The sequence below is a fragment of the Actinomyces bouchesdurhonensis genome (genome assembly GCF_900128465.1).
GTDB lineage: Bacteria > Actinomycetota > Actinomycetes > Actinomycetales > Actinomycetaceae > Pauljensenia > Pauljensenia bouchesdurhonensis.
Map to the genome: position 1 here is coordinate 110,997 of NZ_LT635866.1, position 26,593 is coordinate 137,589.

The window sequence follows — 26,593 nt, forward strand, 5'->3', positions numbered from 1 at the left end:
CGACGAGGAGAACGAGCCATGAGAATCACGCCTTGGTGTACTTCGCGAGCGAGAACGCAGAAGCGATCACCGCCAGAGCGACCGCCGCCAGGACCAAGACTGGCGTCATGATCGCCACCTCACTCATGCCGATAAAGTTCGTCCACTTGAAGGCAGGAGCCATCCATCCTTGGACAACAAAGTGCACGCCCGCGAACAAGGAACCGATCGCCAACGCCGCACCGACCAGCGCAGCGAGCGCGCCCTCAATCATGAACGGCGCTTGAATAAACAGGTTCGAGGCGCCCACGTAACGCATGATCTGGGTTTCCTGCTCGCGGCTCATTGCGCTCAGGCGAATTGTCGTAGAGATCAGCAAGATGGCGGCCACAACCATGATTGCGCCCAAGCCCAGGGCTGCTGTGCGAGCGGCACCCAGGACTCGGAACAGGGGTTCAACGACCTCACGCTGGTCACGGACCTCAGACACGCCAGCGGTCCCGGAGAACTCCTCCTTGACCACGGAATACTGCTCGGGGTTGACCAGCTTGATGCGGAAAGAGAACTGGAGCATGTCCGGGGTGGTCCACTGGGTCAGTGCATCGTTGCCGTTCAGACGCTGGAAGTTCTCGTAGGCCTCTTCCTTCGTCTCCTCATACACGTTAGCGACGTAGGGCGTCATCTCTGCCGACGCTAGCTTTTGGCGCACAGCGTCAATCTGCTCGTCTGTTGCCTCGACTGAGTTGCAGTTCGGGGCGGCATCGTTGATGGCACACATGTAGATAGTGACCTCAATCTTGTCATACCACTCCGACTTCATCTTGGACACCTGCATCTGCGTTAGGCCAGCGATGCCCACGAAGAGGAGGGACACGAAAGTCACGAGGATCACAGCAACGCTCATCGCGCGGTTACGCGACAGACCTTTTCCGACCTCGGACAGAATAAAACGAAGTTTCACTGGTCTTACCTCCCGGCCCCGTAGACGCCCCGGTTCTGGTCGCGCACAACGTCGCCGGCCTCCAACTCGATGACGCGCTTACGCATTTGGTTCACGATGTCCGCGTCGTGGGTGGCCATGACGACCGTGGTCCCGGAGCGGTTGATTCGGTCCAGCAGCCGCATGATGCCCAGAGAAGTCTCCGGATCAAGGTTGCCGGTGGGTTCGTCCGCGAGCAGCAGCTCGGGGCGGTTCACCATGGCACGCGCGATGGCGACGCGTTGTTCCTCACCGCCCGAGAGCTCGTGGGGCAGGCGCGACTCCTTGCCGGACAGGCCCACCAGGTCCAGAGCATCGGGAACGGACGTCTCGATCGCGTGACGAGGCTTGCCGATGACCTGCATGGCCAAGGCGACGTTCTCGTACACGGTCTTGGAGGGCAGCAGACGGAAGTCCTGGAAAACGGTGCCGATCTTGCGACGTAACTTTGGCACTGCCCACGTGGACAGCTTGGACACGTCCTTGCCAAGCACCCATACTTTGCCGCTCGTTGCCTTCATTTCGCGCATGACAAGCTGTAGGAAAGTGGACTTGCCGGAACCCGACTTGCCGACGAGGAACACGAACTCTTCGCGCTCCACCTCCAGCGAGACGTGGTCCAGCGCGGGCTGGGCACCAGGCGTGTACACCATGGTGACATCATCAAAACGAATCATGGGACCATCCGATCGGGGTCAATAGTCCCTGTCAGGTTATGTAACGATGGGGTCACGTCCCGGCTGCGACACGCTGAAAAGCGGTGGTGTGGTACTCAGCCCGCCGCCCTCGTCCGCGTGCTCACACGAGCGGCCCGGGCCTCGGCAACGAATCGACGAGGCCCGGGCCGGATGCGCTTGTTCGTTGCCTTAGTCCCTGGCCGCGTTCTGTTCGTTCTTACGCCAGCGGATGCCGGCATTGATGAAGCCGTCAATGTCACCGTCAAACACAGACTGGGGGTTACCGGACTCGTACTCGGTCCGCAGGTCCTTGACCATCTGATACGGCTGGAGCACGTAGGAGCGCATCTGGTCGCCCCACGAAGCCTTCACGTCGCCGGCGAGTTCCTTCTTCTTGGCCTGCTCCTCCTCGTGACGCAACACGAGGAGACGAGACTGCAGGACTCGCAGCGCCGCCGCGCGGTTCTGAATTTGGGACTTCTCATCTTGCATGGACACGACGATGCCCGTAGGGATGTGGGTCATGCGCACAGCCGAGTCGGTCGTATTCACGGACTGGCCGCCAGGACCCGAGGAGCGGAAGACGTCAACTTTGAGTTCCGACTCGGGAATCTCAATATGGTCGGTTGTCTCGATGAGGGGAATAACCTCGACCGCAGCGAAGGACGTCTGACGGCGACCTTGATTATCGAAGGGACTGATGCGCACGAGGCGGTGGGTACCGGCCTCAACACTCAGCGTGCCGTAGGCGTAGGGGGCCTGGACCTCGAAGGTCGCCGACTTCAGGCCAGCCTCTTCCGCGTAGGAAGTGTCCATCACCTTGGTGGGGTAGCCATGACGCTCCGCCCAACGCAAATACATGCGCAGCAAAATTTCGGCGAAGTCGGCTGCATCCACGCCGCCCGCGCCACTTCGGATCGTGATGACGGCGTTACGTTCGTCGTACTCACCGTCCAGCAGCGTACGGATCTCCAGATCGGACAGGTCCTTGTGTAACTTCTCCAGATCAGCTTCCGCCTCGGCGAGAATATCATCGCCCTCGTCGGGGTCTTCCGCGGCCATCTCCACCATGGCCTCGAGGTCGTCGATGCGTTCGCTCATCTGCATGACGCGGTCGAGCTCGCTCTGACAGTGGCTCAGCGCGCTCGTGACAGCCTGGGCGGCACTGGGGTCATCCCACAGGTCGGGAGCAGCCGCCTTCTCGTTCAGCTCAGCGATCTGCTCGCGCAGCTTGTCCGGCTGCACGACCGCGAGGATATTTTCCATCGTGGTTCGCAGGGACGGGATCTCTTCAGAAAATTCAATGGCCACACACCCAGAGTAACCGATTCCGCTCCCAACCAGGGGCGTGAGGAGCCCATCGGTGTCAGGCGTTACGCTGACGAGGCGCACATTCGCGCCATCGACGCCGGTGCCCCGACGCCGAAGACGTCGGGGCACCGAGCTGCGTGGTCGATCAGATGAGACCCATCGCAACCATCGCGTCGGCCACCTTGCGGAAGCCCGCCAGGTTCGCGCCCGCCACGTAGTCACCGGGTACACCGAACTCGTCGGCTGTCGACACAGCGTTCGCGTGAATATCCACCATGATCTGGTGAAGCTTCGCGTCGGTCTGCTCGAAAGGCCACTGGGTACGACCGGAGTTCTGCTGCATCTCGAGGCCGGAGGTGGCTACGCCACCAGCGTTGGAAGCCTTACCGGGGGCGTAGGCCACGCCCGCGGCCTGCAGGGCCTCGATCGCTTCGGGGGTGGTGGGCATGTTCGCGCCCTCGGCGACCAGCTGGACGCCGTTCTTGATCAGGGACTGCACGCCGGACAGGGGCAGCTCGTTCTGGGTCGCGCACGGCAGTGCGACGTCGCAGGGGACATCCCAGATGGAGCCATCGGACACGAAGGTGGCGCCGGGACGCTCTGCCGCATAGTCGGAGACGCGCCCGCGACGCACCTCCTTAACGTCCTTGAGGAGGGCCACATCAATGCCGGCCTCGTCCACGACGTAGCCGGAAGAGTCAGACACGGCCACGACGGTCGCACCCAGCTGCTGAGCCTTCTCGGTCGCGTAGATCGCGACGTTGCCGGAGCCGGAGACGACGACACGCTTGCCGTCGAAGCTGGTGCCCTTCGCGGCCAGCATCTCAGCGGCGAAGTAAACGAGACCGTAGCCGGTGGCCTCAGTGCGCGCGAAGGATCCGCCCCAGGTCAGGCCCTTGCCGGTCAGGACACCCGCGTCGAAGCGGTTCTTCAGGCGCTTGTACTGGCCAAACAGGAAACCGATCTCGCGACCGCCCACGCCGATGTCGCCGGCGGGCACATCGGTGTCGGGACCAATATGGCGCGAAAGCTCGGTCATGAAGGACTGGCAAAAACGCATCACTTCGGCGTCGGACTTGCCCTTAGGATCGAAGTCTGCGCCACCCTTAGCGCCACCCATCGGCAGGCCGGTCAGGGCGTTCTTGAAAATCTGCTCAAAACCCAGGAACTTGACGATGGACAGGTTCACGGAAGGATGGAAACGCAGGCCGCCCTTGTAGGGACCCAGCGCGGAATTGAACTGAACGCGGAAGCCGCGGTTCACATGCAGGCCACCCTTGTCGTCAGCCCACGGCACGCGGAACTGGATCTGGCGCTCAGGCTCAACGATGCGATCGATGACGGCCAGGTCGGCGTACTCGGGATGACGCTCGACGAGGGGAGCGATCGTCAGGAGAACCTCGTAGACTGCCTGATGAAATTCGGCTTGTGCGGGGTCACGGCGTTGGACCGATTCGAAGACGGATGCCAACGCAGGGTTAAGACGCGATGTATCAAAGGTGCTCATGGCTCAAAGTTTACGATTCGTTTACTCGCTCCCTCGTGATCATCCCACGATGTGACCGTCGCACAGGACACGTTTATGCCCAGCTCACAGCGGCCTCACCCGCGCACTCGACGTCCGCTCCAGCTCAGGAACCACCACGCCAACCAAAACGGGAGGAAGCGCACAAACGCGCGGACGAGCCCTCACAGACACCTCCACCTCCCCACTCGAAACGAACACTCCCGTGACGACCACCCCCTCCCCCACGCGACACGTGGACGACCCCAGTTCCACCAGCGCCACCTCCACCCGCGAACGCGCCCCCGCCTCGTCAATACCCGATTCCTGGCGCGCGATAACCGACGAAGCAGACGCACCACCCACGCCAGCACCAGCCAACGCATCCGCACACGACACCAGACGACGATCCTGCATCGCAACCTGAGTCAGCGACACCGTCACAAACAGGAGCAAACACACGAACGCACAACCCGCACACATTAAGACACCGACGCGCCCCTCCTCACTCACGAGCAACCACCTCCCGCACGGGTGCGCTCGCACTCGAGAACACCTCAACACCCACCGCACCAAACCAGGCAGGCATAAACGGCAAAGGAACACGCACCGAAACACGGGCCTCGACAGTCGCTTCGCCGGACTCACACGCCACGCACGAAGACGAAACCACCGGCGTAGCATCCACACCGAAATCTTCGACAATCAAAGACACCGCGCGCTCAGCATCCCCCTGACGCTGAGCATCCTCAGCAAGGATGCGGGCAGCTTCGCGCGCGCCAGCATCCACCGCCATCGCCCCAGCACTCACCTGCCCGAGCGCAAGAGCAACATACAGCAACGGGATAACGGGCTCTTCGCATTTAAGGGTGTAGGAGGTGTTGGAATCCGCCGGAGTGGAGGAGGCAGCGTAGGCGGTAGTTTCGGTGGTTGATGAATCCTTGGGCGATGCCGCGGAGGTGTTCGAGGCGTCCGTTGATGGCTTCGGTGGGGCCGTTGCTGGTGTGGGGGTGGTCGAAGTAGGCCAGGATGTCCCTGGCTCTGCGTTTGAGGGTTCTGCCCATGCGGGCTAGCTCGATGCATGTGTGTGGCAAGCCCGGGCGGGTGATCGTCGTGATGAGCTGGCGGAGGGTGTTTTTGCCGCGCCTGGGGTCACGATCACGGTAGGCTGCTAGGAGGTCCTGGTAGATTCTCCAGGTGGTGTGCACGTCAGCGTGGTTGGGGCAGGCGAATAAAGCATCCAAGCGCGCCTGGGATGTGTCGGTGAGGATGTCAGTGCCGGTCAGGAGCGTTTTACGGGCCGCGTACAAGGGGTCACCCTTGCGGCCGCGATGCCCCAGGGTTTCTTGCTGGACGCGCTGGCGGCACTGCTCTAGGGCGTCGATAGCGATATGAACAACATGGAAGGGATCCATCACCGCCACCGCCCCTGGAAGCTGGCTGACTGCTGCGCTTTTATAGCCACTGAACCCATCCATCGCCACGATCTCGATGTTGTCCTTCCATTCTTGGGGGCGCGCGGCCAGCCAGGAAGACAAGACGCGTTTGGAGCGGCCTTGCACCACGTCCAGGAGGCGGGCCGGGCCAGTATGGTCGCGCACAGGGGTCAAGTCCACGATCACCGTGGCGTACTTGTCCCCACCCCGATGACGCCACACGTGCTCATCAACCCCAATGACGCGCACGCCTTCAAAGCGAGTCGAATCCGCGAGCAGGAGTTCGTCGCCATAGGCCAGTATCGCCTCGTTGGCAGTATGCCAGGCTACCGCCAGGTGAGCGGCGATCCGGTTCATGGACATATTGTCAGCGATCAAGCACACAAGCCCCCAGCGCAAGGCCCCAAAGGAGAGCTTGGCGCGCGGGGGAGCCGCCTGGCTGATGTCATCACACCAGAAATGAGAACACACGCGACAGTGGTAACGTCCCACATACACCACCAGCGTCGTGGGCTGATGCCCCCGCGGTTCGTGCGCTAAGCGCCGGGTACGCGACCCCAGCGAATACCCCGGGCGCCCACACCCTGGACACAGCCGAACAGGATTAGCCACACGGCACTTCAGGACGAACCCACCCCCTTGGCAGCACATCCCCACAGCCACCAAGCCCAGCTCCTCCAACCCGCAATAAATCGTCATATCCGGAGCAGAAAAGGTAGCATTAGACATGTCGGGGCCTCCCAGCGTTTGAAGTGTTGCAACCTCAATCATCGGGCAGGCCCCGACCCCATGCCAACACCACCCCCCACACCCCAAAATGCGAAGAGCCGGATAACGACCGCGACGAGAACACCCACAAACTCCACGCTCGCATCCCCGCGCTCACTCACGGCCCCTCCACGAGGCTGCGCCCGCGCACAGTCAACCATCGCGGACCAAGCCCACCCACGAGAGGCAACCGCGTGCGCACGGTGACGACAAGAACATCCGTGTCGCCGTCCGACTCCCGCTCCACCTCAATCTCGCGGTCGCGTGAAGCACCAACAAGCGAATCAAGCAGCTCACTCGTGCGCGCGACCGCCTCCTCCTCGTCCCCGCCCAGCAGACCACCCCGTCGCGCCCCCTCGGACGCGGCGCTCACGCTCATTGTTCGCACATGCGAAGCGAAAGCCACCTGCACGAGCAGGAGGATGAGCACGACAACCAGCCCCTGGACGAGAACCGTGGAGACGACCTCCGACCCGCGCTCGGCATCCCTCTCAAATGCCCGAAATGGAATCCATCGCACGATTAAAAATCTCCACCAGACGTTCCGAGGCGACGCCCCAGATCAACACAACAAGGGCAGCCGTCATGAGCGTGATAAGCACCCAGCCGGGCACGTCGCCCCCTTCCCCCAACCTCCGGGCCTTAACGATCCACTTCTTCATGGTGTGTTCCTTTCCTCTCGCGAATAATCAGGGAGTGAAATCCAGGGCAATCAGACCCGGATAGAGCGCAAAAATGACGGTGACAGGCAATATCAGGAAAACAACAGGCACAAGCATCGCGATCTCTTTACGCCCGCCTTCTTCCATGAGCGCAGCGAGGGAACGCTCACGCTGGTCGCGCGCCTGGTCGTGCAGGACCGACGCCAGGGGCGAGCCGCGTTCGATCGCCGTCGTCAGCGTGCGAGTCAGGCGTGTCAACGCCGGGGATTCGGTGCGTTCATCAAGCTGGGCAAGGGCACGCACCGAGGGCATGCCGTTGCGGATATGCCCCGCCGTCAGCCCCAGCTCCGCCCCGAGGGGCCCACCCGCGCAACCGGCGACGCGCTCGATGGCGGCGGGAATCGACTCCCCGGCGGCGACCGCGAGCGCGAGGAGCTCCGCGCAGTCGGGTACGGCGGCGTCGATGAGCCTCTGACGTCGATTCGCTCGAACCGTGAGGGCACGGTCCATTCCCGCCACGCCAATCAAGGTGCCGACAAGGGCGCATGCGCACAGGGGAATGATCGAGGCGCGCAGGGACGAGGCCGGTCGCACTGTCAGGGCGAGACAGGTCAGGATGAGCCCGGAGATGCCCGCCGTTGCTTGACGAAGACGGAACACAGAAACGTCGGGATTCATGCCGGCGAGGTCGAGCCTGCGTGCAACCGACTCCGAGGTGGAACCGAGGGAATCGAGGGCCGAAGCGCCCGCGCGACGCAGCCAACGGGTGACGTCACGCGGGGTTTCCTCACGGACTCGTCCCTGAGCGACGCGCTGCGCGAATGACACGTGGCGCGCGAGGAGCGCCCGGATGATGACAGTCATACCGCTGACCGCGAGGACCGCAGCGAGGACGTCGAGCGCGCGCAGCTCCCACAGAGTCATCGTTGTCCTCCTAGGTGTCGCGGATCCGCGCTCAGCCGAGCGAGAGCCTTCATGGCAAGGTACGCAATGACGCAGACCCCCGCGCCGCCGAAGAGGACAGCGATGCCTCCGGGCGAGTTCCACACGTTGGCGCTCGCTCCCCCACCAGACAGGAGGAGAAGCACGATCCAGGGGGCGGCCACCCCCAGGCGGGCCGCGCCCACCGTCCAGGACTGGCGGGCTTCAAGCTCCCCTCGCACGCGCGCGTCCTCGCGTAGGAGGGTCGCCAGGTCTTGGAGGAGACGCGTCAGGTCGGCACCGCCCACGGATCGGGCGACGCGCAGCGCTTCGACGATGCGGTCCGCGACCGGGTCTCGTACCTCGTCCTTCATGCGGTCCAGGGCGCTGGCGAATCGCCCGTTAGCGCTGTAGTCGCGGGAGAAAGCCTCGAAGGCGAAGCGCACGGGGGCCGGACCCTCGTCGGCGAGATCGCACAGGACCTGAGGCAGGGATGTTCCGGCTCGCACGCCGGAGACCATCGAATCGATGACTTCAGGCCAGGCGGCTCTCACTGTTTTCGCGCGCCCTGCGACGCGGGAGACCACCCACGCGTACGGCAGGAAAGCCACCCCGACCGACATGATGACAGCGACCGGCCACGCCCCCGTGACGATGAAGACCACCGCTGCAACCACCGCGCACAGGGCCAGGCTCAAGAGGACCAGGCCAGCGGCACTCAACCCTGGCACGCGTGCGCGCTCCACGTCCTCACTGAGCCGCTTCCAAGGCCCCCACACCGAGCGCTCCGGTGGCGGCGACAACAGCGGGGACAGAGCCAAGACGAGACCGATACCGAAGACGAGTCCACACGACAGAGCAATCACCGTGGCCCCCATTCCAGGAGAGAACCCAGGTCGAAGCCTGCACCTGCGAAACGCTCGTGCAGGTCGAGTCCACCTGAGCCTCGCTCACAGCGTTCCCCGTCGAACGTAAAGAGTGTGGCTGTCTCGATACGGTCGCCCTCGACCCGCCCGGGCACCGCGAGAACCTCAGAGAGATAGCGTCTCCCGCCACGGCCTCGTTCCACGTGACACACGAGGTCAATCGAGGAAGCGAGCGTGGGCGTGACGAACCCCGTCGTTACGTTCTCCCCCGCCAGGAGCGGCAGGATCGAGAGCTTGTCGAGGGCCTCGCGCGCCGAATTTGCGTGCACGGTCGCCATGCCGGGCACGCCCGCGTTGAGGGCCACGAGCAGATCGAGTGCCTCGGGGCCTCGAACTTCACCAACGATCAGGCATTCGGGGCGCATGCGCAAGGACTCGCGCACGAGGTCACGCAGCGTAATCTCTCCCGTCCCCTCGGCTGCGGCGGGGCGAGTCTGCATGGCGACGTGGTCCCAGTTCGCCAGCCCAAGCTCGAAAACTTCCTCGCAGGAGATGACGCGCCGCGAACGCGGTAACTCACCGGCGAGAGCCCGCAGGAGCGTCGTCTTGCCCGCCTGCGTGCCGCCCGATACCAGCACTGACAGGCCGACGCCCACGGCGGCGGCCAGGAAGTCCCGCATCGGCGGGGGCACCATGTCGGCGGCCACCAGGTCCTCCAGGGTGCGGGCGCGCTGGATGTGCTTACGAATGTTGACACTCCACGCCTGGCCGGTCACCGGTGGGATCGCGACGTGCAAGCGCTCTCCCCCAGCCAGCATCGCATCCACGAAAGGACTTGACAGGTCCAGGCGCCTGCCCGAGTGATGCAGCATCCGCTCCACGAGGGTGCGCACGTCCTCGTCGGTGAGGATGAGGCTGGTCAGTTCCGCGACGCCGGAGCGCGCCACGAACACGCGCGATGCCGAGTTAATCCAGATTTCTTCAACATCCGGGTCATCCATGAGCGCCTGCAGGGGACCCAGCCCACAGATGTCATCCATGAGGTCCGATTCGACCTGCTCGCGTTGTGTGGGGAGCATGTCGGGAGCATGAGCGTCAATGACGCGGTCGATCAGGTCGCGCACGGCCCGGGGGTCGCGCGCCGCATCGATGCCGCCCGCGGCCAGTCTCTCTCGAACCCGCGCGGCGAGTGTCCGCGTCACGGCTTCCATCCCTGAGCCTCCTCGCTACAGACAAAGCCAATGTGTCGAAAGTAACAGAGTTGTTCGGGAAGGAGCAAACTCCTGTCCCACAATCAGTGCAAGTTCCGCGCGGGGCACCCATCTGCACCGCCCGTCGCGATACGTTAAAGAAATGACGACCCCGAAGAGTCCCCTCGAATTGGCCGCATTGGCCACCACCGCCGTGCCCGGGATGCGCGTGAGCGCGCTACGCCCCCCGACCTACAGTGACGAACTCGCCTCCGTCACCGGCATCGAGGACACCGCCGGCAAACGCTGGATCGTCACATATCCCCACGAGGAAGTCTCCGGGCCAGCCCTCGAGGCCACGTCCGGCATCCTCGACCGCCTCGGAAAGGCATACGAGCACGACTACATCCCCTTCGATGTCCCACGCCTCGCCGGCCAGGCCACAATCCGCGGAGGCGGGGTCGTGTACGTGCACGGGGATCCGGGCGGGCACACTCCCACCCAGGACGAGCTCGACAAGGACCTGCTGCTGCCCGCCTCACTTGGCCGCGCCCTCGCAGCCCTGCACAACCTGCCCGGCACTGTCTTTTCGGCGATCGGCCTCCCCTCCTATACGGCGGTGGAATGCCGCGACCGCAACCTCGCTCTCCTCGACGAGGCCGCCCGCCAGGTCACGATCCCCGCGTCACTGTGGAACCGCTGGGAAGCAGCCCTCGAAGACGTCTCCCTGTGGCGCTTCCCCTCCGCACCAGTCCATGGGGACGTCCAGGAGCGCTGCTTGTCCGTCCAACGCGGCTCTGTCCTCGCTATCGGCGGATGGACCAGCGCGCACGTGGGCGACCCGGCGCTCGACATCGCATGGATTCAAGCCAGCGCATCCGACTCATTCCTTGAACGCTTCCGCGAAACCTACGGTCACGAGCGACGCGCCACCGACCTGCATGTCTTCACGCGCGCTCAGCTCCTCAGCGAGATCGCGCTGGTGCGCTGGCTCGTCCACGGCCTGCACGCCGAGGACACCTCCGTCGTCAACGAGGCCCGCGAGATGCTCGCCGACCTGGCCGCCGACCTTGACGGTGAGCCGCTGCTTCCCTCCCACGCGTCCGCCATGGGGTCACGCTCTTCATCTATCGACGAGGCCTCCCCCGCCGCAAGCGGTTCACGTCCCTCTCGCGCGCCCACCCATGATTCATCCTCCAACAGTCGCCCCATCAAATGGCACGACCGCAAGACCACCGCGACCGGCGAGGAGCCAGAGGAGGACACCGGCGAACCAACCCAGCCCGTCTCAGCACTCGTCCGCAAGCTCACCCAAGGGGAAGCCGACCCCGCCGCCCCGACCGAACGCCTGCGGCTCGGCCCGGACGGCACCCTCATCTCGTAACTCGTCAACGGTCCTCACGCCGCGCCCGGCGCGACACACGTGGCGTTGTGCGCCCGGCGTGCGTGTCGCGTTGTCGAATGAGCAACTGCGGCCCCCGGCCCACCGGCACAACCCCCGTCCCCCGCCTCGCTCGGTGCGCGTCACACCAGACCGAGCAGAAAACCAACACACAACAACACGACGGGAATCGGCCGCAACGACCCGCCACAAAACCCGGACTTGGCAGGCGCGGACCCGTCGGCATAGAGCGGGGTCCGTCAGGTTTATCCACCTGACGGACCCCGGCCTCGTCAATGGAGCGCTGAGCAGCGGCGGCGCACCGGTCAGCGCTTCTTTTTGTTCTTCTTCCCCTGATGGGCAGACTTACCGCGAGGGGAAGCCGTCCCTTGGGAGGCGGCGGGTTCACCCTGTGAGGAGGTGCGCCCCTCGAGGATTTCGACGCGGCGTTCCAAGCGTTCTACTTGAAGGCGCAGGATCGCAGCCTCCTCGGTGAGGCGACGGCGGTCCTCATCCGAGCGCGACAGGTCCACTGAGAAACGCAGGGATAGGAGCAAGAGCATTACTCCCGCCAGGAAGAAACCCAGGTTCAGCGGGACGACGACGCCCAGCTGGAACGCGGTCCACTTCAGGATCGGGGGGAAGAGCGACAGCAGCGCCGTGAAGAATGCAATGCAGTACCACCACAGGCCGTAGCGTTCCTTCAGGCCCGAGTTGCGCATCTTCACGAACACCATCACCAGAATGATGATCGCGAAGACAAGTCCGAGAAGGTACGTGGGACTCATGCGCTCGCCTCCTGCCTCGGGGCAGTCTTTTCACCGGGGCGCGACAGGGACACCGCGAGGGCGAGGGTCGCTCGCATCAGGAAGAGCGCCGACTTAATCGGGTTGTGTGAGGGTTCGCCACCGGCACGCGGGTGCATCTGCACTCCAACCTCACGCACCACCAGATGGGAGCGGGCCGCGATGACGAGCGCGCCGATTGTGTCGCCCAAGTACTCTGCCGGGTAGTTGTGTGCGAACAGCGACAGGGCGCGTGGCCCATAGAGTTTGAAGCCGCTGGTTGTGTCGGTCAGGCGTGTCTTGCACACGCGCGAGAGGATGAACGAGAACAGGTTCATCGCCCATTTGCGTGGGCCTCGCGCCCGGTAGTCGCCTTTGCCGGCGAAGCGCGAGCCGATCACCACGTCCGCGCCCTCGAGGGAGGCCGTCTCAATGAGGGTCTCGATCTCCGTCGGGTCGTGCTGTCCGTCCGCGTCGAGCTGGCAGGCGTACTCGTACCCCATGCGCTTGGCGTACTGGAAGCCGGCGCGCATGGCTCCGCCGACCCCCAGGTTGAGCGGCAGGTCAAGCACGGCCACCCCGGACGCGCGCGCGATGTCGGCGGGCGCGTCCGTGGANCGACGTGCAAGCGCTCTCCCCCAGCCAGCATCGCATCCACGAAAGGACTTGACAGGTCCAGGCGCCTGCCCGAGTGATGCAGCATCCGCTCCACGAGGGTGCGCACGTCCTCGTCGGTGAGGATGAGGCTGGTCAGTTCCGCGACGCCGGAGCGCGCCACGAACACGCGCGATGCCGAGTTAATCCAGATTTCTTCAACATCCGGGTCATCCATGAGCGCCTGCAGGGGACCCAGCCCACAGATGTCATCCATGAGGTCCGATTCGACCTGCTCGCGTTGTGTGGGGAGCATGTCGGGAGCATGAGCGTCAATGACGCGGTCGATCAGGTCGCGCACGGCCCGGGGGTCGCGCGCCGCATCGATGCCGCCCGCGGCCAGTCTCTCTCGAACCCGCGCGGCGAGTGTCCGCGTCACGGCTTCCATCCCTGAGCCTCCTCGCTACAGACAAAGCCAATGTGTCGAAAGTAACAGAGTTGTTCGGGAAGGAGCAAACTCCTGTCCCACAATCAGTGCAAGTTCCGCGCGGGGCACCCATCTGCACCGCCCGTCGCGATACGTTAAAGAAATGACGACCCCGAAGAGTCCCCTCGAATTGGCCGCATTGGCCACCACCGCCGTGCCCGGGATGCGCGTGAGCGCGCTACGCCCCCCGACCTACAGTGACGAACTCGCCTCCGTCACCGGCATCGAGGACACCGCCGGCAAACGCTGGATCGTCACATATCCCCACGAGGAAGTCTCCGGGCCAGCCCTCGAGGCCACGTCCGGCATCCTCGACCGCCTCGGAAAGGCATACGAGCACGACTACATCCCCTTCGATGTCCCACGCCTCGCCGGCCAGGCCACAATCCGCGGAGGCGGGGTCGTGTACGTGCACGGGGATCCGGGCGGGCACACTCCCACCCAGGACGAGCTCGACAAGGACCTGCTGCTGCCCGCCTCACTTGGCCGCGCCCTCGCAGCCCTGCACAACCTGCCCGGCACTGTCTTTTCGGCGATCGGCCTCCCCTCCTATACGGCGGTGGAATGCCGCGACCGCAACCTCGCTCTCCTCGACGAGGCCGCCCGCCNCTCGGGGCAGTCTTTTCACCGGGGCGCGACAGGGACACCGCGAGGGCGAGGGTCGCTCGCATCAGGAAGAGCGCCGACTTAATCGGGTTGTGTGAGGGTTCGCCACCGGCACGCGGGTGCATCTGCACTCCAACCTCACGCACCACCAGATGGGAGCGGGCCGCGATGACGAGCGCGCCGATTGTGTCGCCCAAGTACTCTGCCGGGTAGTTGTGTGCGAACAGCGACAGGGCGCGTGGCCCATAGAGTTTGAAGCCGCTGGTTGTGTCGGTCAGGCGTGTCTTGCACACGCGCGAGAGGATGAACGAGAACAGGTTCATCGCCCATTTGCGTGGGCCTCGCGCCCGGTAGTCGCCTTTGCCGGCGAAGCGCGAGCCGATCACCACGTCCGCGCCCTCGAGGGAGGCCGTCTCAATGAGGGTCTCGATCTCCGTCGGGTCGTGCTGTCCGTCCGCGTCGAGCTGGCAGGCGTACTCGTACCCCATGCGCTTGGCGTACTGGAAGCCGGCGCGCATGGCTCCGCCGACCCCCAGGTTGAGCGGCAGGTCAAGCACGGCCACCCCGGACGCGCGCGCGATGTCGGCGGTCGCGTCCGTGGACCCGTCGGATACGACCAGGATGTCCGCGAAGGACGGTTTTTCAACCTTCACGGATTCGAGGACGCCCGAGAGCACCTCCTCTTCGTTCCACGCGGGGATGACGATGAGGAGGCGTGAGTTAGCACTGGGGCGTGACACTCAGTTGTCCTCACGGTTGAGCAGATCGAGCAGGTAGGCTCCGTACCCGGACTTGACCAGGGGTTCGGCGCGCTGGCGCAGACCGTCGTCGTCGATGAAGCCCATGCGCCACGCGACTTCTTCGGGCGCGCCGATCTTCATGCCTTGACGGGCTTCGACTGTGCGCACGAAGGCCGTGGCGTCAGCGAGGGAGTCGAATGTGCCGGTGTCGAGCCACGCGGTGCCGCGCGGGAGGACCTCGACTTTGAGTTTGCCGGCTTCGAGGTAGGCGCGGTTCACGTCGGTGATTTCGTATTCGCCGCGCGCACTGGGCTTGAGGTTGCGGGCGATGTCGATCACGTCGTTGTCGTAGAAGTACAGGCCGGGGACGGCGTAGTTGGACTTGGGTTTCTCGGGTTTCTCTTCGATTGAGAGCGCGTTGAATTCCTCGTCAAATTCGACGACGCCGTAGGCGTGTGGGTTAGAGACGTGGTAGGCGAATACGGCACCGCCGTCGGGGTCGACGTGGCGTCGCAGCTGTGTGCCCATTCCGGGGCCGTAGAAGATATTGTCGCCCAAGACCAGGGCCGCGGCGTCGGTGCCGACGTGGTCGGCACCGAGCACGAAGGCTTGTGCGAGGCCGTTGGGTTCGTGTTGGACGGCGTAGGAGATACTCACGCCGAGCTGGCTGCCGTCACCGAGCAGGCGGTGGAAGGACGGCGCGTCGTGGGGCGTGGTGATCACCAGAACGTCGGAGATACCGGCCAGCATGAGGGTTGACAGCGGGTAGTAGATCATCGGCTTGTCGTAGACGGGGACCAGCTGCTTCGATGTCCCCAGCGTGATCGGGTTCAGTCGGGTGCCGGACCCGCCTGCCAGGATGATGCCTTTCATGTTGCCTCCGCTTCCCGGCGCGTCCTCGTGTGGGTCGCGCATCAACGCTCATTATCCCTGTGAGTCGCACTTTTCCACAACTTTAGTCCTGTGGGCGAGGCTGGGACGGTGTACCCCCACCGTCGGGGTGCGAATCGGATAGTATTGGTGAGGATGGTTACGTCCCAACGACACCCACGCACACAGAGGAAGAATCATGGCGCCTACTGCTAAGCCCCTGGGGATTACGACTACGCCGATCCCCGGCTTTTTGCGCATCGATCTGACCGTTCACGGCGACAACCGAGGCTGGTTTAAGGAGAATTGGCAGCGCGAGAAGATGGTCGCGCTGGGCCTGCCGGATTTCGGACCCGTGCAGAACAATATTTCTTTTAATGACGAGGTCGGGGTGACGCGGGGCATTCACGCGGAGCCGTGGGATAAGTTCGTTTCGGTTGCGACTGGCCGCGTGTTCGGCGCGTGGGTTGATCTGCGCGAGGGGCCGTCGTTTGGCACGGTGTACACGACGATCATTGATCCGGGTGTGGCGGTGTTTGTGCCCAAGGGCGTGGGTAATTCGTATCAGACGTTGGAGCCGAACACGGCGTACACGTATCTGGTGAACGATCACTGGTCGCCGGATGCGAAGTACACGTTCCTGAACTTGGCTGATGAGACGGCTGCCGTGGATTGGCCGATCCCGTTGGATCGGGCGATTTTGTCGGAGAAGGATAAGGGGCATCCGCGCATGGCGGACGTGACGCCTTTCCCGGCGTCTGGCCCTGCGGGTCGCCGCGCGCTGGTGACGGGCGCGAATGGTCAGCTGGGTCGTGAGTTGATGCGTGCGTTGCCTGAGGCGGGCTTCACGGTTATGGGTGTTGATTTGCCTGAGGTGTCCATTTCGGATGCCGAGCAGGTCGCTGCCCTGCCGTGGGATGAGATCGACGTTGTGGTCAATGCGGCGGCGTGGACGAACGTGGACGGCGCGCAGACTCCGGAGGGGCGGCGTGCGACGTGGCAGGCGAATGCGACGGGTCCGGCGGTGTTGGCGCGTGAGGCGACGGCTCACGGGGTGACGCTCGTGCACATTTCGACGGAGTACGTGTTTGATGGCACGCAGGAGGTGCACGTCGAGGACGAGGCTCCTTCGCCTTTGAGCGCGTACGGGCAGTCGAAGGCGGGCGGCGACGCGGCGGTGGCGTCGACTCCTAAGCACTACATTGTGCGTACGTCCTGGGTCGTGGGTGATGGCAAGAATTTCATTAAGACTATGGCGTCGCTGGCTGATCGCGGTGTTTGCCCGTCGGTTGTGTCGGATCAGGTGGGTCGTTTGACTTTCACTGCTGACTTGGCGCAGGGCATTATTCACCTGTTGACGAGTGAGGTGCCTTTCGGCATCTATAACCTGTCGGGTGAGGGTCCGGTGATGAGTTGGGCGCAGGTCGCTAAGCGGGTTTTTGAGTTGTGTGGTCGCGACCCGGAGGATGTCACGGAGGTGAGCACGGAGGAGTATTTCGCGGGCCGTGAGGCTGCGCCTCGTCCTCTGTCTTCGACGCTGGATCTGTCGAAGATTGAGGCCACTGGTTTCACGCCTGCGGATTCGTCGCAGCGTATTGATTCTTACGTGGCGTCGCTGCGCGGCTGATTGCGCGTTAGGCTCGGCCCCGGGCACCGACAGGTGCTCGGGGCCGTTGCTATGCCCGCGTTCACTGCGTGCGCGTAGGGCTACGGGGACTGCCCGCGCATGCCCTCAGGCGACGGTTGCGAATGGGAGCGGCGTATCTGGATAGGTTACGAACATCCGGATAGGTAACGAACATCTGGATAGGTTAATAACCTATCCGCATCTGAATAACCTATCCGGATGCGCACAACCTATCCACGAAAGCACGGGATAGCGGCACTCCACGCGGCCGATGCTGCGCTCCGCACACGGCCATGGCACCACTCACCTTATGGTGCTCCATGCTTTCTGACCGACGAGTGGAACGTCGGCGGTGTCAATGGGTGGTAGCAATGAGTTCGTTGAATGCTTCTGTTGGGGTGCGGTAGCCGAGGGTGGCTCTGGGGCAGTTGTTCAGTTCGTAGGCGATGGCGTCGAGGTAGGGTTGATGGCTGGTGATGGGGGTTCCTTTGGGAAGGTATCGGCGGATGAGTCGGTTGGTGTTTTCGTTGGGCGTGTTTAATTGTCTGTGTATCCGTCTTCTTGTTTGAAAGGATTGATGCATGATGAATGATGATGTTGTTGTGGCTCGCGCTAGTGGGCGTGAGGCTGTGGAGGAGCTTCGCAGCTCGGGGGCGTTGGATGCGTTGTTNTTTCGTTGGTTCCTCTCTCCCAGGGGCTGTGGGGGTGAGCGAAGAACACCTCCACGCCGGTGTCGTGGGTGAGGCGCTGGTGGCGGGCCATTTCCCGGCCTTGATCCCAGGTCAGTGTGCGCATCGCCCCGTCGGGCAGGCCCTGGATGCGGCGGGTGAGCGCGTCACAGACCTGGTCGGCTTTGCGTCCCAGAGGCAGGGCGACGATGATCAGGTAGCGGGTGGTGCGCTCAACCAGGGTCGCGCACGCGCTGGCCCCGTCTTGGCCGATGATCAGGTCGCCTTCCCAGTTGCCCGGGATTTTCCGATCAGAAATGTCGGGGCGCTCATCAATCAGCCGCATCCCAACGATGGGTGGTTTGCGCCCGCTTGCTGGGGGTTTCTTGCGCATCCACCGGCGCGAGGGCAAGCAAATGCCGTGCTCGATGAGCGTCTTCTTGGGGTGGGCGTAGATCCACGTGTAGATCGCCTCATGGCTGATCGTGTGACCCTGGGCGTCGGGGGAAGTATCCATGGAGGGCAGTGTGCCACACGCTTCGGCGCGCAGGCGCCCGCTGATCTGGCGGGGAGTGTGCCCCTGGGACAAATCAGCGATCACACGGCGGCGAAGGACCTCGTCGCAATCCAACAGGCGCTTCTTCGGGCGACGCCTGGCCGCGCGGGCCGCCTTGCCGGCTTCCTCGGCCCGATACTGCCCATCAGGGCCCGTATGGCGGGCGATCTCACGGCACACCACCGAGGGGCTACGCCCAATCAAGTGGGCGATCCGCGTCTTGGACAAGCCCACATTCCCCCCCGCCATGATCGCCGCGCGATCCCAGGCACCAAGCATCCGACGACACCCCATGATCAGCCTCCAAACAGCATCACCGCTACACGAAAATTGCTTACACCCTATGACACCGCCCAGTTAACGACACACCGCAGGTTCGAGTCCGTCTTAATGCACCTTATGGCGCTCGGTGCTTTCTGACAGGGGTAACCTGCCCTCCCGACGCTCAACCCCCCTCTCGTCTTAATGCACCTTATGGCGCTCGGTGCTTTCTGACTTCTGAACAACCAACATGTGACGCGGTTCACACGCTGCCGGTCTTAATGCACCTTATGGCGCTCGGTGCTTTCTGACCGACCGTCACCCGCCCGACCGTCACCACGGGCCCCGGTCTTAATGCACCTTATGGCGCTCGGTGCTTTCTGACCTGCTGCGGTGGATGTGAGTGTGTCGATCCTTGTAGAGTCTTAATGCACCTTATGGCGCTCGGTGCTTTCTGACCATCGCCGCCGGACCAGACGCCGAACTCCTGTACCTGTCTTAATGCACCTTATGGCGCTCGGTGCTTTCTGACACGAAGAGGAGCTTCTCTACCTGCGTAACGCACACGCGTCTTAATGCACCTTATGGCGCTCGGTGCTTTCTGACTGAATACCGTGAGAATCACGCACAGGACGATCTGTCTGTCTTAATGCACCTTATGGCGCTCGGTGCTTTCTGACCCATGATTAACGGGGACGTGCGCGTCATTGTCGCTCAGCACGTCTTAATGCACCTTATGGCGCTCGGTGCTTTCTGACGAAAACCCTCGTGGTTACTGGCAACGGGGCAGGTAAAGGTCTTAATGCACCTTATGGCGCTCGGTGCTTTCTGACTGACATCAGGCCAGAGCCAACAGCAGACAGCTTAGACAAGTCTTAATGCACCTTATGGCGCTCGGTGCTTTCTGACATTACACAACACACAGTTACGAGAAGATTGAACTCAGAAGTCTTAATGCACCTTATGGCGCTCGGTGCTTTCTGACGGGATAAGATCTGACAATGGAATACTTGCCCTGGCTGATAAAGTCTTAATGCACCTTATGGCGCTCGGTGCTTTCTGACCCTCGACAACGGGCGCACGATATGCAGGCGATGCAACCAGTCTTAATGCACCTTATGGCGCTCGGTGCTTTCTGACACGTGACATTCTACACGTTCAAGGCGCTCGTCAGTGCTCCCAAGTCTTAATGCACCTTATGGCGCTCGGTGCTTTCTGACCGTTGCGCTGGTTCTGGTCGGTACTGTGATCGTTCCCACAGTCTTAATGCACCTTATGGCGCTCGGTGCTTTCTGACTCCCCCTTGAAGACCTCCTCAACGGTAAATTGCAACGCGTCTTAATGCACCTTATGGCGCTCGGTGCTTTCTGACGAAGAACTATACGACGCCGTACTCGCCTCATGGAACCAATAGTCTTAATGCACCTTATGGCGCTCGGTGCTTTCTGACTCAGAATGCCCACCGCTGACACCCGCGAGGTTACGGAAGTCTTAATGCACCTTATGGCGCTCGGTGCTTTCTGACCCCGTGACGGTTCCTGTTCAGCCGAGTAGCCGTGAGATGTCTTAATGCACCTTATGGCGCTCGGTGCTTTCTGACGCGGTAAACAACCCCGAAGTCTACGTTGACTATTCTCACCTGTCTTAATGCACCTTATGGCGCTCGGTGCTTTCTGACTCAGCTCATCTTCACGACCAACGACATCGCACTCATGGTCTTAATGCACCTTATGGCGCTCGTGGCTTTCTGACAATGGACAAGCGATTACCACCTGGACCAATTACATCAAGTCTTAATGCACCTTATGGCGCTCGGTGCTTTCTGACCTCCTCGACTTTGCGAAGCGCAACTGGATGACCTACGTGTCTTAATGCACCTTATGGCGCTCGGTGCTTTCTGACAGCGCTATCGGGAACCAGATTATCCTGATCGTCGCACGTCTTAATGCACCTTATGGCGCTCGGTGCTTTCTGACTCATCGTTGACAGCAACTACCCGGTTGTTCCGGTCATCGAGTCTTAATGCACCTTATGGCGCTCGGTGCTTTCTGACGCCGAAACCGGCGCCGCCCTCGGCCTCGAACCCCTGTCTTAATGCACCTTATGGCGCTCGGTGCTTTCTGACCGTAGGCGGCGGCTTTGGCGAGGACTTGGGCGGCTTCTTGGTCTTAATGCACCTTATGGCGCTCGGTGCTTTCTGACCCGTCATCAGACTCTTCCCAGCTCTCGATCTGGTAGACGCGGCGGTGTCATAGGGTGTAAGCAATTTCCTGTAGTGGTGATGCTGTTTGGAGGCTGATCATGGGGTGTCGTCGGATGCTTGGTGCCTGGGATCGCGCGGCGATCATGGCGGGGGTGAATGTGGGCTTGTCCCAGACGCGTANCGCCGTCTTAATGCACCTTATGGCGCTCGGTGCTTTCTGACTTCGCAGAAACAGACCGCAAGGGCATCCCTGAAGAAATTGTCTTAATGCACCTTATGGCGCTCGGTGCTTTCTGACACCGGGCTTATTGACTGGTGGGAAAAGGCGACCAGCCGTCTTAATGCACCTTATGGCGCTCGGTGCTTTCTGACTCTCATCAATCGTGTCTGTGCTGCTATGGGCAGGTCTTAATGCACCTTATGGCGCTCGGTGCTTTCTGACATCTCGATGACAGCTTCATCCGAACGCTTGTCAAGATTCGTCTTAATGCACCTTATGGCGCTCGGTGCTTTCTGACGCATCGTCAACGACAAGCGAGTGAACAACGGTATCGTGCGGTCTTAATGCACCTTATGGCGCTCGGTGCTTTCTGACCATGTGACCGATATTACAACAGCGTGGGGTTGACAAGTCTTAATGCACCTTATGGCGCTCGGTGCTTTCTGACGCCCTAGCCTCGCGGTCTTTCACTGCATCCATCTCTGTCGGTCTTAATGCACCTTATGGCGCTCGGTGCTTTCTGACGTGATCACGCTGGCGATTTTGACATCGTCGAGCTCACAAAGTCTTAATGCACCTTATGGCGCTCGGTGCTTTCTGACCCAGAACGCTGGCGCAGCTATGAACTCTAGCTTTATGGGTCTTAATGCACCTTATGGCGCTCGGTGCTTTCTGACCAATTTCCGCGAGGATACCGATGGTGACGGCATTTTCTCGTCTTAATGCACCTTATGGCGCTCGGTGCTTTCTGACCGAGACCCAAGGATCTGCGCCTCATCAAGGAGGAGACAGGTCTTAATGCACCTTATGGCGCTCGGTGCTTTCTGACGGCGATTGTCCCGCCGCTCCTGTCGGCGCTCACGTCGTCTTAATGCACCTTATGGCGCTCGGTGCTTTCTGACGGTGGCTTCAAGTGGCAGGCAGACTTCCCGTTCGTCCTGTCTTAATGCACCTTATGGCGCTCGGTGCTTTCTGACCGGTGAGACTTACAAGGTTTCCACTGACGGGGTCATCCAGGTCTTAATGCACCTTATGGCGCTCGGTGCTTTCTGACTGGCCGAGTTCGACCGTAAGGTCTGGGAGGCGATGCGTCTTAATGCACCTTATGGCGCTCGGTGCTTTCTGACCTTGATTGTTGCGCGTGGTGCTGCTAAGTCTATGTAGTCTTAATGCACCTTATGGCGCTCGGTGCTTTCTGACAGAGGAGGGCAAGAACATTCGGCGAGCGGTCAACGAGTCTTAATGCACCTTATGGCGCTCGGTGCTTTCTGACGCGCACTGTCGGACTACGCACGGAAGATTCTTGCGTGTCTTAATGCACCTTATGGCGCTCGGTGCTTTCTGACAGGAGCAGGCGGGGTGCTCGGCTCCGGGGTCGGCTTAGGTCTTAATGCACCTTATGGCGCTCGGTGCTTTCTGACGGGTGGCTCTACGGGTATGTTGGTACATGGAAGGCTGCGGCGTCTTAATGCACCTTATGGCGCTCGGTGCTTTCTGACTCGGTAAGGGGGCGGTGTCATAGGGTGTAAGCAATTTTCGTGTAGCGGTGATGCTGTTTGGAGGCTGATCATGGGGTGTCGTCGGATGCTTGGTGCCTGGGATCGCGCGGCGATCATGGCGGGGGTGAATGTGGGCTTGTCCCAGACGCGGATCGCCCACTTGATTGGGCGTAGCCCCTCGGTGGTGTGCCGTGAGATCGCCCGCCATACGGGCCCTGACGGGCAGTATCGGGCCGAGGAGGCCGACAAGGCGGCCCGCGCGGCCAGGCGTCGCCCGAAGAAGCGCCTGTTGGATTGTGACGAGGTCCTTCGCCGCCGTGTGATTGCTGATTTGTCCCAGGGGCACACTCCCCGCCAGATCAGCGGGCGCTTGCGTGAGGAGGCGTGTGGCACACTGCCCTCCATGGATACTTCTCCCGACGCCCAGGGTCACACGATCAGCCACGAGGCGATCTACACGTGGATCTACGCCCACCCCAAGAAGACGCTCATCGAGCACGGCATTTGCNCGTCGGGCTAAAACCCGTCTTAATGCACCTTATGGCGCTCGGTGCTTTCTGACCAGTACATCTCGGACGTAACGTTCGAGGCAGGAGAGTCTTAATGCACCTTATGGCGCTCGGTGCTTTCTGACTCGGATTTCGACGATCCTGAGGAGCGCAAGCTCATGCGGTCTTAATGCACCTTATGGCGCTCGGTGCTTTCTGACTACGTCGGACACGTGGACGTCCACAAGGCCGCCGGAGCGTCTTAATGCACCTTATGGCGCTCGGTGCTTTCTGACACGCGTTTGGGACGATGGGGCGATGCTCGTCTCGTGACGTCTTAATGCACCTTATGGCGCTCGGTGCTTTCTGACAAGTCCTGCAAAGGCCTCGTCTACTCCCTGGACGACATGCGTCTTAATGCACCTTATGGCGCTCGGTGCTTTCTGACACGCGTACAAGAGGAAAGAGAAAATCAAGTGGTCAACGGTCTTAATGCACCTTATGGCGCTCGGTGCTTTCTGACCAGTGGGGAAGCCGCCACGGGTGGTGGCGGCCATGTCGAGCGGTCTTAATGCACCTTATGGCGCTCGGTGCTTTCTGACGTTGACAGCGCTTGCTGATGAGGTGGCTGTGTCGATGGAAGTCTTAATGCACCTTATGGCGCTCGGTGCTTTCTGACTGCCCGGCGTGTCGCACCGCCTGTGACCAGGGGAAACAGTGCCTTGGATCGCCAGTGGCCGAAAAAGCACCCCTCCGACCAACAAGCACGCTGCCAGATTAGCAGACTTTTCGTTGCAATACGGCGCATCGCCACGGACAACCAAAACAGCGCGGAACACGCCGGAAACTCACACCAACGTCGGCGTTTCGCGCCGCAACCAACGCACACCCGCCACAACCACCAGAAACGCCACACACAGACGCCGGGGCCCACCACACCTCACAGCGCGACGAACCCCGGCCTCGTGACGGAAAACAAACCCCCTAGAAGTACGCGTTCAACATGGCTACCAGATCATTCCCATACCCGCGGGCAGCGGCCCAACCCGTATGATTCGGATTCTCTTGAATACCCAAGTACTCAACCACAGGAGCCGCACCCTTACGCACGTACGTGAAGCGAGGATCCACAACCGGATACGCCAACGACCCAACAGACACCGACGGATCCGCATAAGCGCGCAAATGCTGAACCTGAGCACGAATACCAGTACGCACATCCGAGAAAGAAGCACCCCGCGCGCCACCGCCAACCGCGCCAATGCCAGAGAAATTAAACTGGCCGACACTCACATCGCCGCCAAACTGCAACCAACCCGTCTCCTTCATCGACTGAACAAACACCAACTCAGGCGACACGCCTTCAGCCACAGCCTCATCGTAAATGATGCCCGCAAAGTCACGGATCGAACCCGCGCCACCAGACGCAAGAGACGACGGATACGAGTAACCCACCCGATCCCAAGCATCAACCATGTCATCAATAACCTCGGAACGCGAAGCCATAGGCGCAGTCATGATGAGACGCTGACCCGCCGCATTCGTCACAGCATCACCACGCGCGCCAGAACGAGTCGCCGCGTCCGAAGCAGGGGCGCCAGAGCCATCAACATAACCCAGCCACGCGCCAGACGAAGCAAACGAAGACGCCCTCCCCTCAACAGTCACAACACCAGTCGCCATCGCACCAGAGGACGAATCCAACCAATACCACGTACCGCCATCAAGCAGCCACCCGGTACTCATCGCACCAGACGCACCCAAGTGGTACCAGACGCCACCGACCTTCACCCAGCCCGTGAGCATAGTCCCCTCAGAATCCAAGTAATACCAGGTGCCACGATCCAACAACCAGCCGGTAGCCATCACACCACTCGGGTGCATGAAATACCACTGCCCGTCATCCTCAGTACGCTGCCAGCCGGTGAGCATACGCCCATCATCCTCAAAGAGATACCAGTCGGAGCCAACATTCGTCCAACCCACAGCCATCGCGCCGGACGCACTCAGCCAATACCAGTTATCACGGTAACGCAGCCAGCCGGTAGCCATAACGCCCTCACTGTCGAGGTAATACCAGGTCCGGCCATCCTTCACCCACCCGGTAGCCATGTCACCGTCGGGACGGAAATAACGCCACGAATCACCGTCCTTCTTCCAGCCCGTCACCATCGCAGTGGAATCATCAAAGAAATAGCGGCGCCCATTAATTGTGGACCATCCACGCACCGTGCGCCCATCCGAAGCCGCCCAGTACCAGCGGCCCCCCGCAGTGAACCAGCCGGTCTTAGCGACACCGTCGCGCACAAAACGCCACGAATCCCCCGACCTCTCCCACGTCCCTTTACTAAGCCCATAAGTCTGAGCAATACCGGTCGCGTCAGCGACACCCAAGGACCGCACGAAAGCCGGATCACGCAACATCTGCGCGTCCGACGAGGACGTAACAAAGGCGTGCTCGACGATGATGCCGGTCATATTCTCCTCGCGCGCCTGGCGAATAATCGCATAGTAGTCGCCCGTGGAACCATCCGGATAGTCATAGTAAGGATTATCGCGGGTCTTAATACCGCGCTCCTCGAGGCCAAGACCCGTGAGCTGATCCAGGATATTGCTGGAGAGCTTCCGACCCTGCGCATGAGTCGAATAGTTATAGGACGAGGAGTTCCCATACCAAACCTCAGCGCCGCGGGCGATCGGCGAGCCAGAGTTGAAATGAATCGACACGAGGGCGTCAGCGTTCGCCGCTGCGGCCACCTGGACGCGGCTCGACAGATCAACGCCGAGATTCTCCGATGGCCTCGTGTCCGTCGTCCTCGTCATCACGACAGTGACGCCATCATACGTTTCTAGTTCCTGCTTCAAGGCCAGCGAGACCGCAAGGGTCAGGTCCTTCTCCTGTAGGCCGTTGGCGACCGCGCCAGGATCGGACCCCCCGTGCCCGGGGTCGATGGCGATGATGATGCCGCTGGCCGCATGGGCGGGGGGCACGAGAGCCGCGACAGCGGCCCCCAGTGCCAGGGCCAGCCCGGCTGCGAGTTTTCTCCACGGGGTGCGCATAGTCATCCTTCGAGTTGCTAGTGTGACAACAGGGATTTTAGTTACTTATGTTGTAACTGTAAACATGAAAATTGTTACACGTACAGACTGGCACGAACTGCACACCAAATGATTGCTCAGTAAGACTCGGTGAGAGCTAAGACTCGCCATCCACCACAGCCCTCCGACGAAGCCACGCCTGCCACACGCACCCACGCCCGGCTGGTTCGCCCCTCAGGGCACCCCTCGCACCGCCCCTCAGGGCACCCCTCGCAC

At 61.8% G+C, this 26,593-nt stretch carries 17 protein-coding genes, 6 pseudogenes and 3 CRISPR repeat arrays; of the genes and pseudogenes, 3 read left to right on the forward strand and 20 right to left on the reverse strand.

Going from position 1 to position 26,593, the window contains the following annotated elements:
• Nucleotides 1-25 precede the first annotated feature (25 nt).
• The 12 genes from ftsX to BQ7477_RS02995 all read right to left on the reverse strand — a co-directional run bounded on the left by ftsX (nucleotide 26) and on the right by BQ7477_RS02995 (nucleotide 10,314).
• Nucleotides 26-940, reverse strand: a complete 915-nt coding sequence (gene ftsX / locus BQ7477_RS02945; protein ID WP_073982752.1) for a permease-like cell division protein FtsX — start codon at nucleotides 938-940, stop codon at nucleotides 26-28.
• Nucleotides 941-945: 5 nt separating this feature from the next.
• Nucleotides 946-1,635 carry a cell division ATP-binding protein FtsE gene (ftsE, locus tag BQ7477_RS02950; protein WP_073982753.1) on the reverse strand — a complete coding sequence of 230 codons (690 nt, stop codon included), beginning with the start codon at nucleotides 1,633-1,635 and terminating at the stop codon, nucleotides 946-948.
• A gap of 189 nt (nucleotides 1,636-1,824) precedes the next feature.
• Nucleotides 1,825-2,946: a peptide chain release factor 2 gene (prfB, locus tag BQ7477_RS02955; RefSeq protein ID WP_073982754.1), complete on the reverse strand. Its 1,122-nt coding sequence runs from the start codon at nucleotides 2,944-2,946 to the stop codon at nucleotides 1,825-1,827.
• A 145-nt stretch (nucleotides 2,947-3,091) separates the two neighbouring features.
• On the reverse strand, nucleotides 3,092-4,453 hold the full coding sequence (gdhA, locus tag BQ7477_RS02960) for an NADP-specific glutamate dehydrogenase (protein ID WP_073982755.1): 1,362 nt from the start codon (nucleotides 4,451-4,453) through the stop codon (nucleotides 3,092-3,094).
• Nucleotides 4,454-4,955: 502 nt separating this feature from the next.
• The gene (locus BQ7477_RS02970; RefSeq protein ID WP_338072945.1) at nucleotides 4,956-5,261 is read right to left on the reverse strand and encodes a 1-hydroxy-2-methyl-2-(E)-butenyl 4-diphosphate synthase; all 306 of its coding nucleotides are present in this window, start codon (nucleotides 5,259-5,261) and stop codon (nucleotides 4,956-4,958) included.
• Between the two features lie 52 nt (nucleotides 5,262-5,313).
• Nucleotides 5,314-6,615 carry an ISL3 family transposase gene (locus tag BQ7477_RS02975; protein ID WP_073982757.1) on the reverse strand — a complete coding sequence of 434 codons (1,302 nt, stop codon included), beginning with the start codon at nucleotides 6,613-6,615 and terminating at the stop codon, nucleotides 5,314-5,316.
• A gap of 38 nt (nucleotides 6,616-6,653) precedes the next feature.
• On the reverse strand, nucleotides 6,654-6,776 hold the full coding sequence (locus BQ7477_RS12670) for a hypothetical protein (RefSeq protein WP_268753701.1): 123 nt from the start codon (nucleotides 6,774-6,776) through the stop codon (nucleotides 6,654-6,656).
• Complete coding sequence (locus tag BQ7477_RS02980; RefSeq protein ID WP_073982758.1) at nucleotides 6,773-7,174, reverse strand: ABC transporter; 402 nt, start codon at nucleotides 7,172-7,174, stop codon at nucleotides 6,773-6,775. The genes BQ7477_RS12670 and BQ7477_RS02980 overlap by 4 nt, the downstream gene beginning before the upstream one ends.
• Nucleotides 7,146-7,316, reverse strand: a complete 171-nt coding sequence (locus tag BQ7477_RS12000) for a hypothetical protein (protein ID WP_200783457.1) — start codon at nucleotides 7,314-7,316, stop codon at nucleotides 7,146-7,148. The genes BQ7477_RS02980 and BQ7477_RS12000 overlap by 29 nt, the downstream gene beginning before the upstream one ends.
• A 27-nt stretch (nucleotides 7,317-7,343) precedes the next feature.
• Complete coding sequence (locus BQ7477_RS02985) at nucleotides 7,344-8,240, reverse strand: type II secretion system F family protein (RefSeq protein ID WP_073982759.1); 897 nt, start codon at nucleotides 8,238-8,240, stop codon at nucleotides 7,344-7,346.
• On the reverse strand, nucleotides 8,237-9,115 hold the full coding sequence (locus tag BQ7477_RS02990; protein ID WP_073982760.1) for a type II secretion system F family protein: 879 nt from the start codon (nucleotides 9,113-9,115) through the stop codon (nucleotides 8,237-8,239). The genes BQ7477_RS02985 and BQ7477_RS02990 overlap by 4 nt, the downstream gene beginning before the upstream one ends.
• Nucleotides 9,100-10,314, reverse strand: a complete 1,215-nt coding sequence (locus BQ7477_RS02995; RefSeq protein WP_073982761.1) for a TadA family conjugal transfer-associated ATPase — start codon at nucleotides 10,312-10,314, stop codon at nucleotides 9,100-9,102. Before BQ7477_RS02995 ends, BQ7477_RS02990 begins: the two co-directional genes overlap by 16 nt.
• 142 nt (nucleotides 10,315-10,456) lie before the next feature.
• Here BQ7477_RS02995 and BQ7477_RS03000 point away from each other — a divergent pair, with 142 nt between their 5' ends.
• On the forward strand, nucleotides 10,457-11,677 hold the full coding sequence (locus BQ7477_RS03000; protein ID WP_073982762.1) for a phosphotransferase: 1,221 nt from the start codon (nucleotides 10,457-10,459) through the stop codon (nucleotides 11,675-11,677).
• Nucleotides 11,678-12,000: 323 nt separating this feature from the next.
• On the opposite strand, the gene BQ7477_RS03005 is transcribed toward BQ7477_RS03000, so the two are convergent.
• The 5 genes and pseudogenes from BQ7477_RS03005 to rfbA all read right to left on the reverse strand — a co-directional run bounded on the left by BQ7477_RS03005 (nucleotide 12,001) and on the right by rfbA (nucleotide 15,759).
• Nucleotides 12,001-12,462: a DUF2304 domain-containing protein gene (locus tag BQ7477_RS03005; protein ID WP_073982763.1), complete on the reverse strand. Its 462-nt coding sequence runs from the start codon at nucleotides 12,460-12,462 to the stop codon at nucleotides 12,001-12,003.
• A pseudogene (locus BQ7477_RS03010) lies at nucleotides 12,459-13,076 on the reverse strand (glycosyltransferase family 2 protein); the annotation flags it as partial. The pseudogene BQ7477_RS03010 and the gene BQ7477_RS03005, both read right to left, overlap by 4 nt.
• A 2-nt stretch (nucleotides 13,077-13,078) precedes the next feature.
• Nucleotides 13,079-13,501: pseudogene (locus tag BQ7477_RS03015) on the reverse strand (CpaF family protein); the annotation flags it as partial.
• A gap of 653 nt (nucleotides 13,502-14,154) precedes the next feature.
• Nucleotides 14,155-14,886, reverse strand: a pseudogene (locus BQ7477_RS03025) (glycosyltransferase family 2 protein); the annotation flags it as partial.
• Nucleotides 14,887-15,759: a glucose-1-phosphate thymidylyltransferase RfbA gene (gene rfbA / locus BQ7477_RS03030; RefSeq protein WP_073982992.1), complete on the reverse strand. Its 873-nt coding sequence runs from the start codon at nucleotides 15,757-15,759 to the stop codon at nucleotides 14,887-14,889.
• 196 nt (nucleotides 15,760-15,955) lie between these two features.
• On the opposite strand from rfbA, the gene BQ7477_RS03035 reads away from it, so the two are divergent.
• Nucleotides 15,956-17,383, forward strand: coding sequence for a sugar nucleotide-binding protein (locus BQ7477_RS03035; protein ID WP_073982764.1), 1,428 nt, complete (start codon nucleotides 15,956-15,958; stop codon nucleotides 17,381-17,383).
• Between the two features lie 355 nt (nucleotides 17,384-17,738).
• On the opposite strand, the pseudogene BQ7477_RS11325 reads toward BQ7477_RS03035, so the two are convergent.
• Nucleotides 17,739-17,912 (reverse strand): annotated as a pseudogene (locus BQ7477_RS11325) (transposase); the annotation flags it as partial.
• Nucleotides 17,913-18,061: 149 nt separating this feature from the next.
• Nucleotides 18,062-18,901: pseudogene (locus BQ7477_RS03045) on the reverse strand (IS30 family transposase); the annotation flags it as partial.
• Between the two features lie 90 nt (nucleotides 18,902-18,991).
• A CRISPR array of direct repeats spans nucleotides 18,992-21,071; the repeat unit is 37 nt; unit sequence GTCTTAATGCACCTTATGGCGCTCGGTGCTTTCTGAC.
• A gap of 185 nt (nucleotides 21,072-21,256) precedes the next feature.
• Nucleotides 21,257-22,791: a CRISPR direct-repeat array (repeat unit 37 nt; unit sequence GTCTTAATGCACCTTATGGCGCTCGGTGCTTTCTGAC).
• Nucleotides 22,792-22,860: 69 nt separating this feature from the next.
• Here BQ7477_RS03045 and BQ7477_RS03050 point away from each other — a divergent pair.
• A pseudogene (locus BQ7477_RS03050) lies at nucleotides 22,861-23,298 on the forward strand (transposase); the annotation flags it as partial.
• A gap of 17 nt (nucleotides 23,299-23,315) precedes the next feature.
• Nucleotides 23,316-23,957: direct repeats of the CRISPR family, unit length 37 nt; unit sequence GTCTTAATGCACCTTATGGCGCTCGGTGCTTTCTGAC.
• Nucleotides 23,958-24,262: 305 nt separating this feature from the next.
• Here the strand turns inward: BQ7477_RS03050 and BQ7477_RS03055 are convergent.
• Nucleotides 24,263-26,338 (reverse strand): N-acetylmuramoyl-L-alanine amidase, encoded by a 2,076-nt coding sequence (locus BQ7477_RS03055; RefSeq protein ID WP_073982765.1) that lies wholly within the window; start codon nucleotides 26,336-26,338, stop codon nucleotides 24,263-24,265.
• Nucleotides 26,339-26,593: the final 255 nt, after the last annotated feature.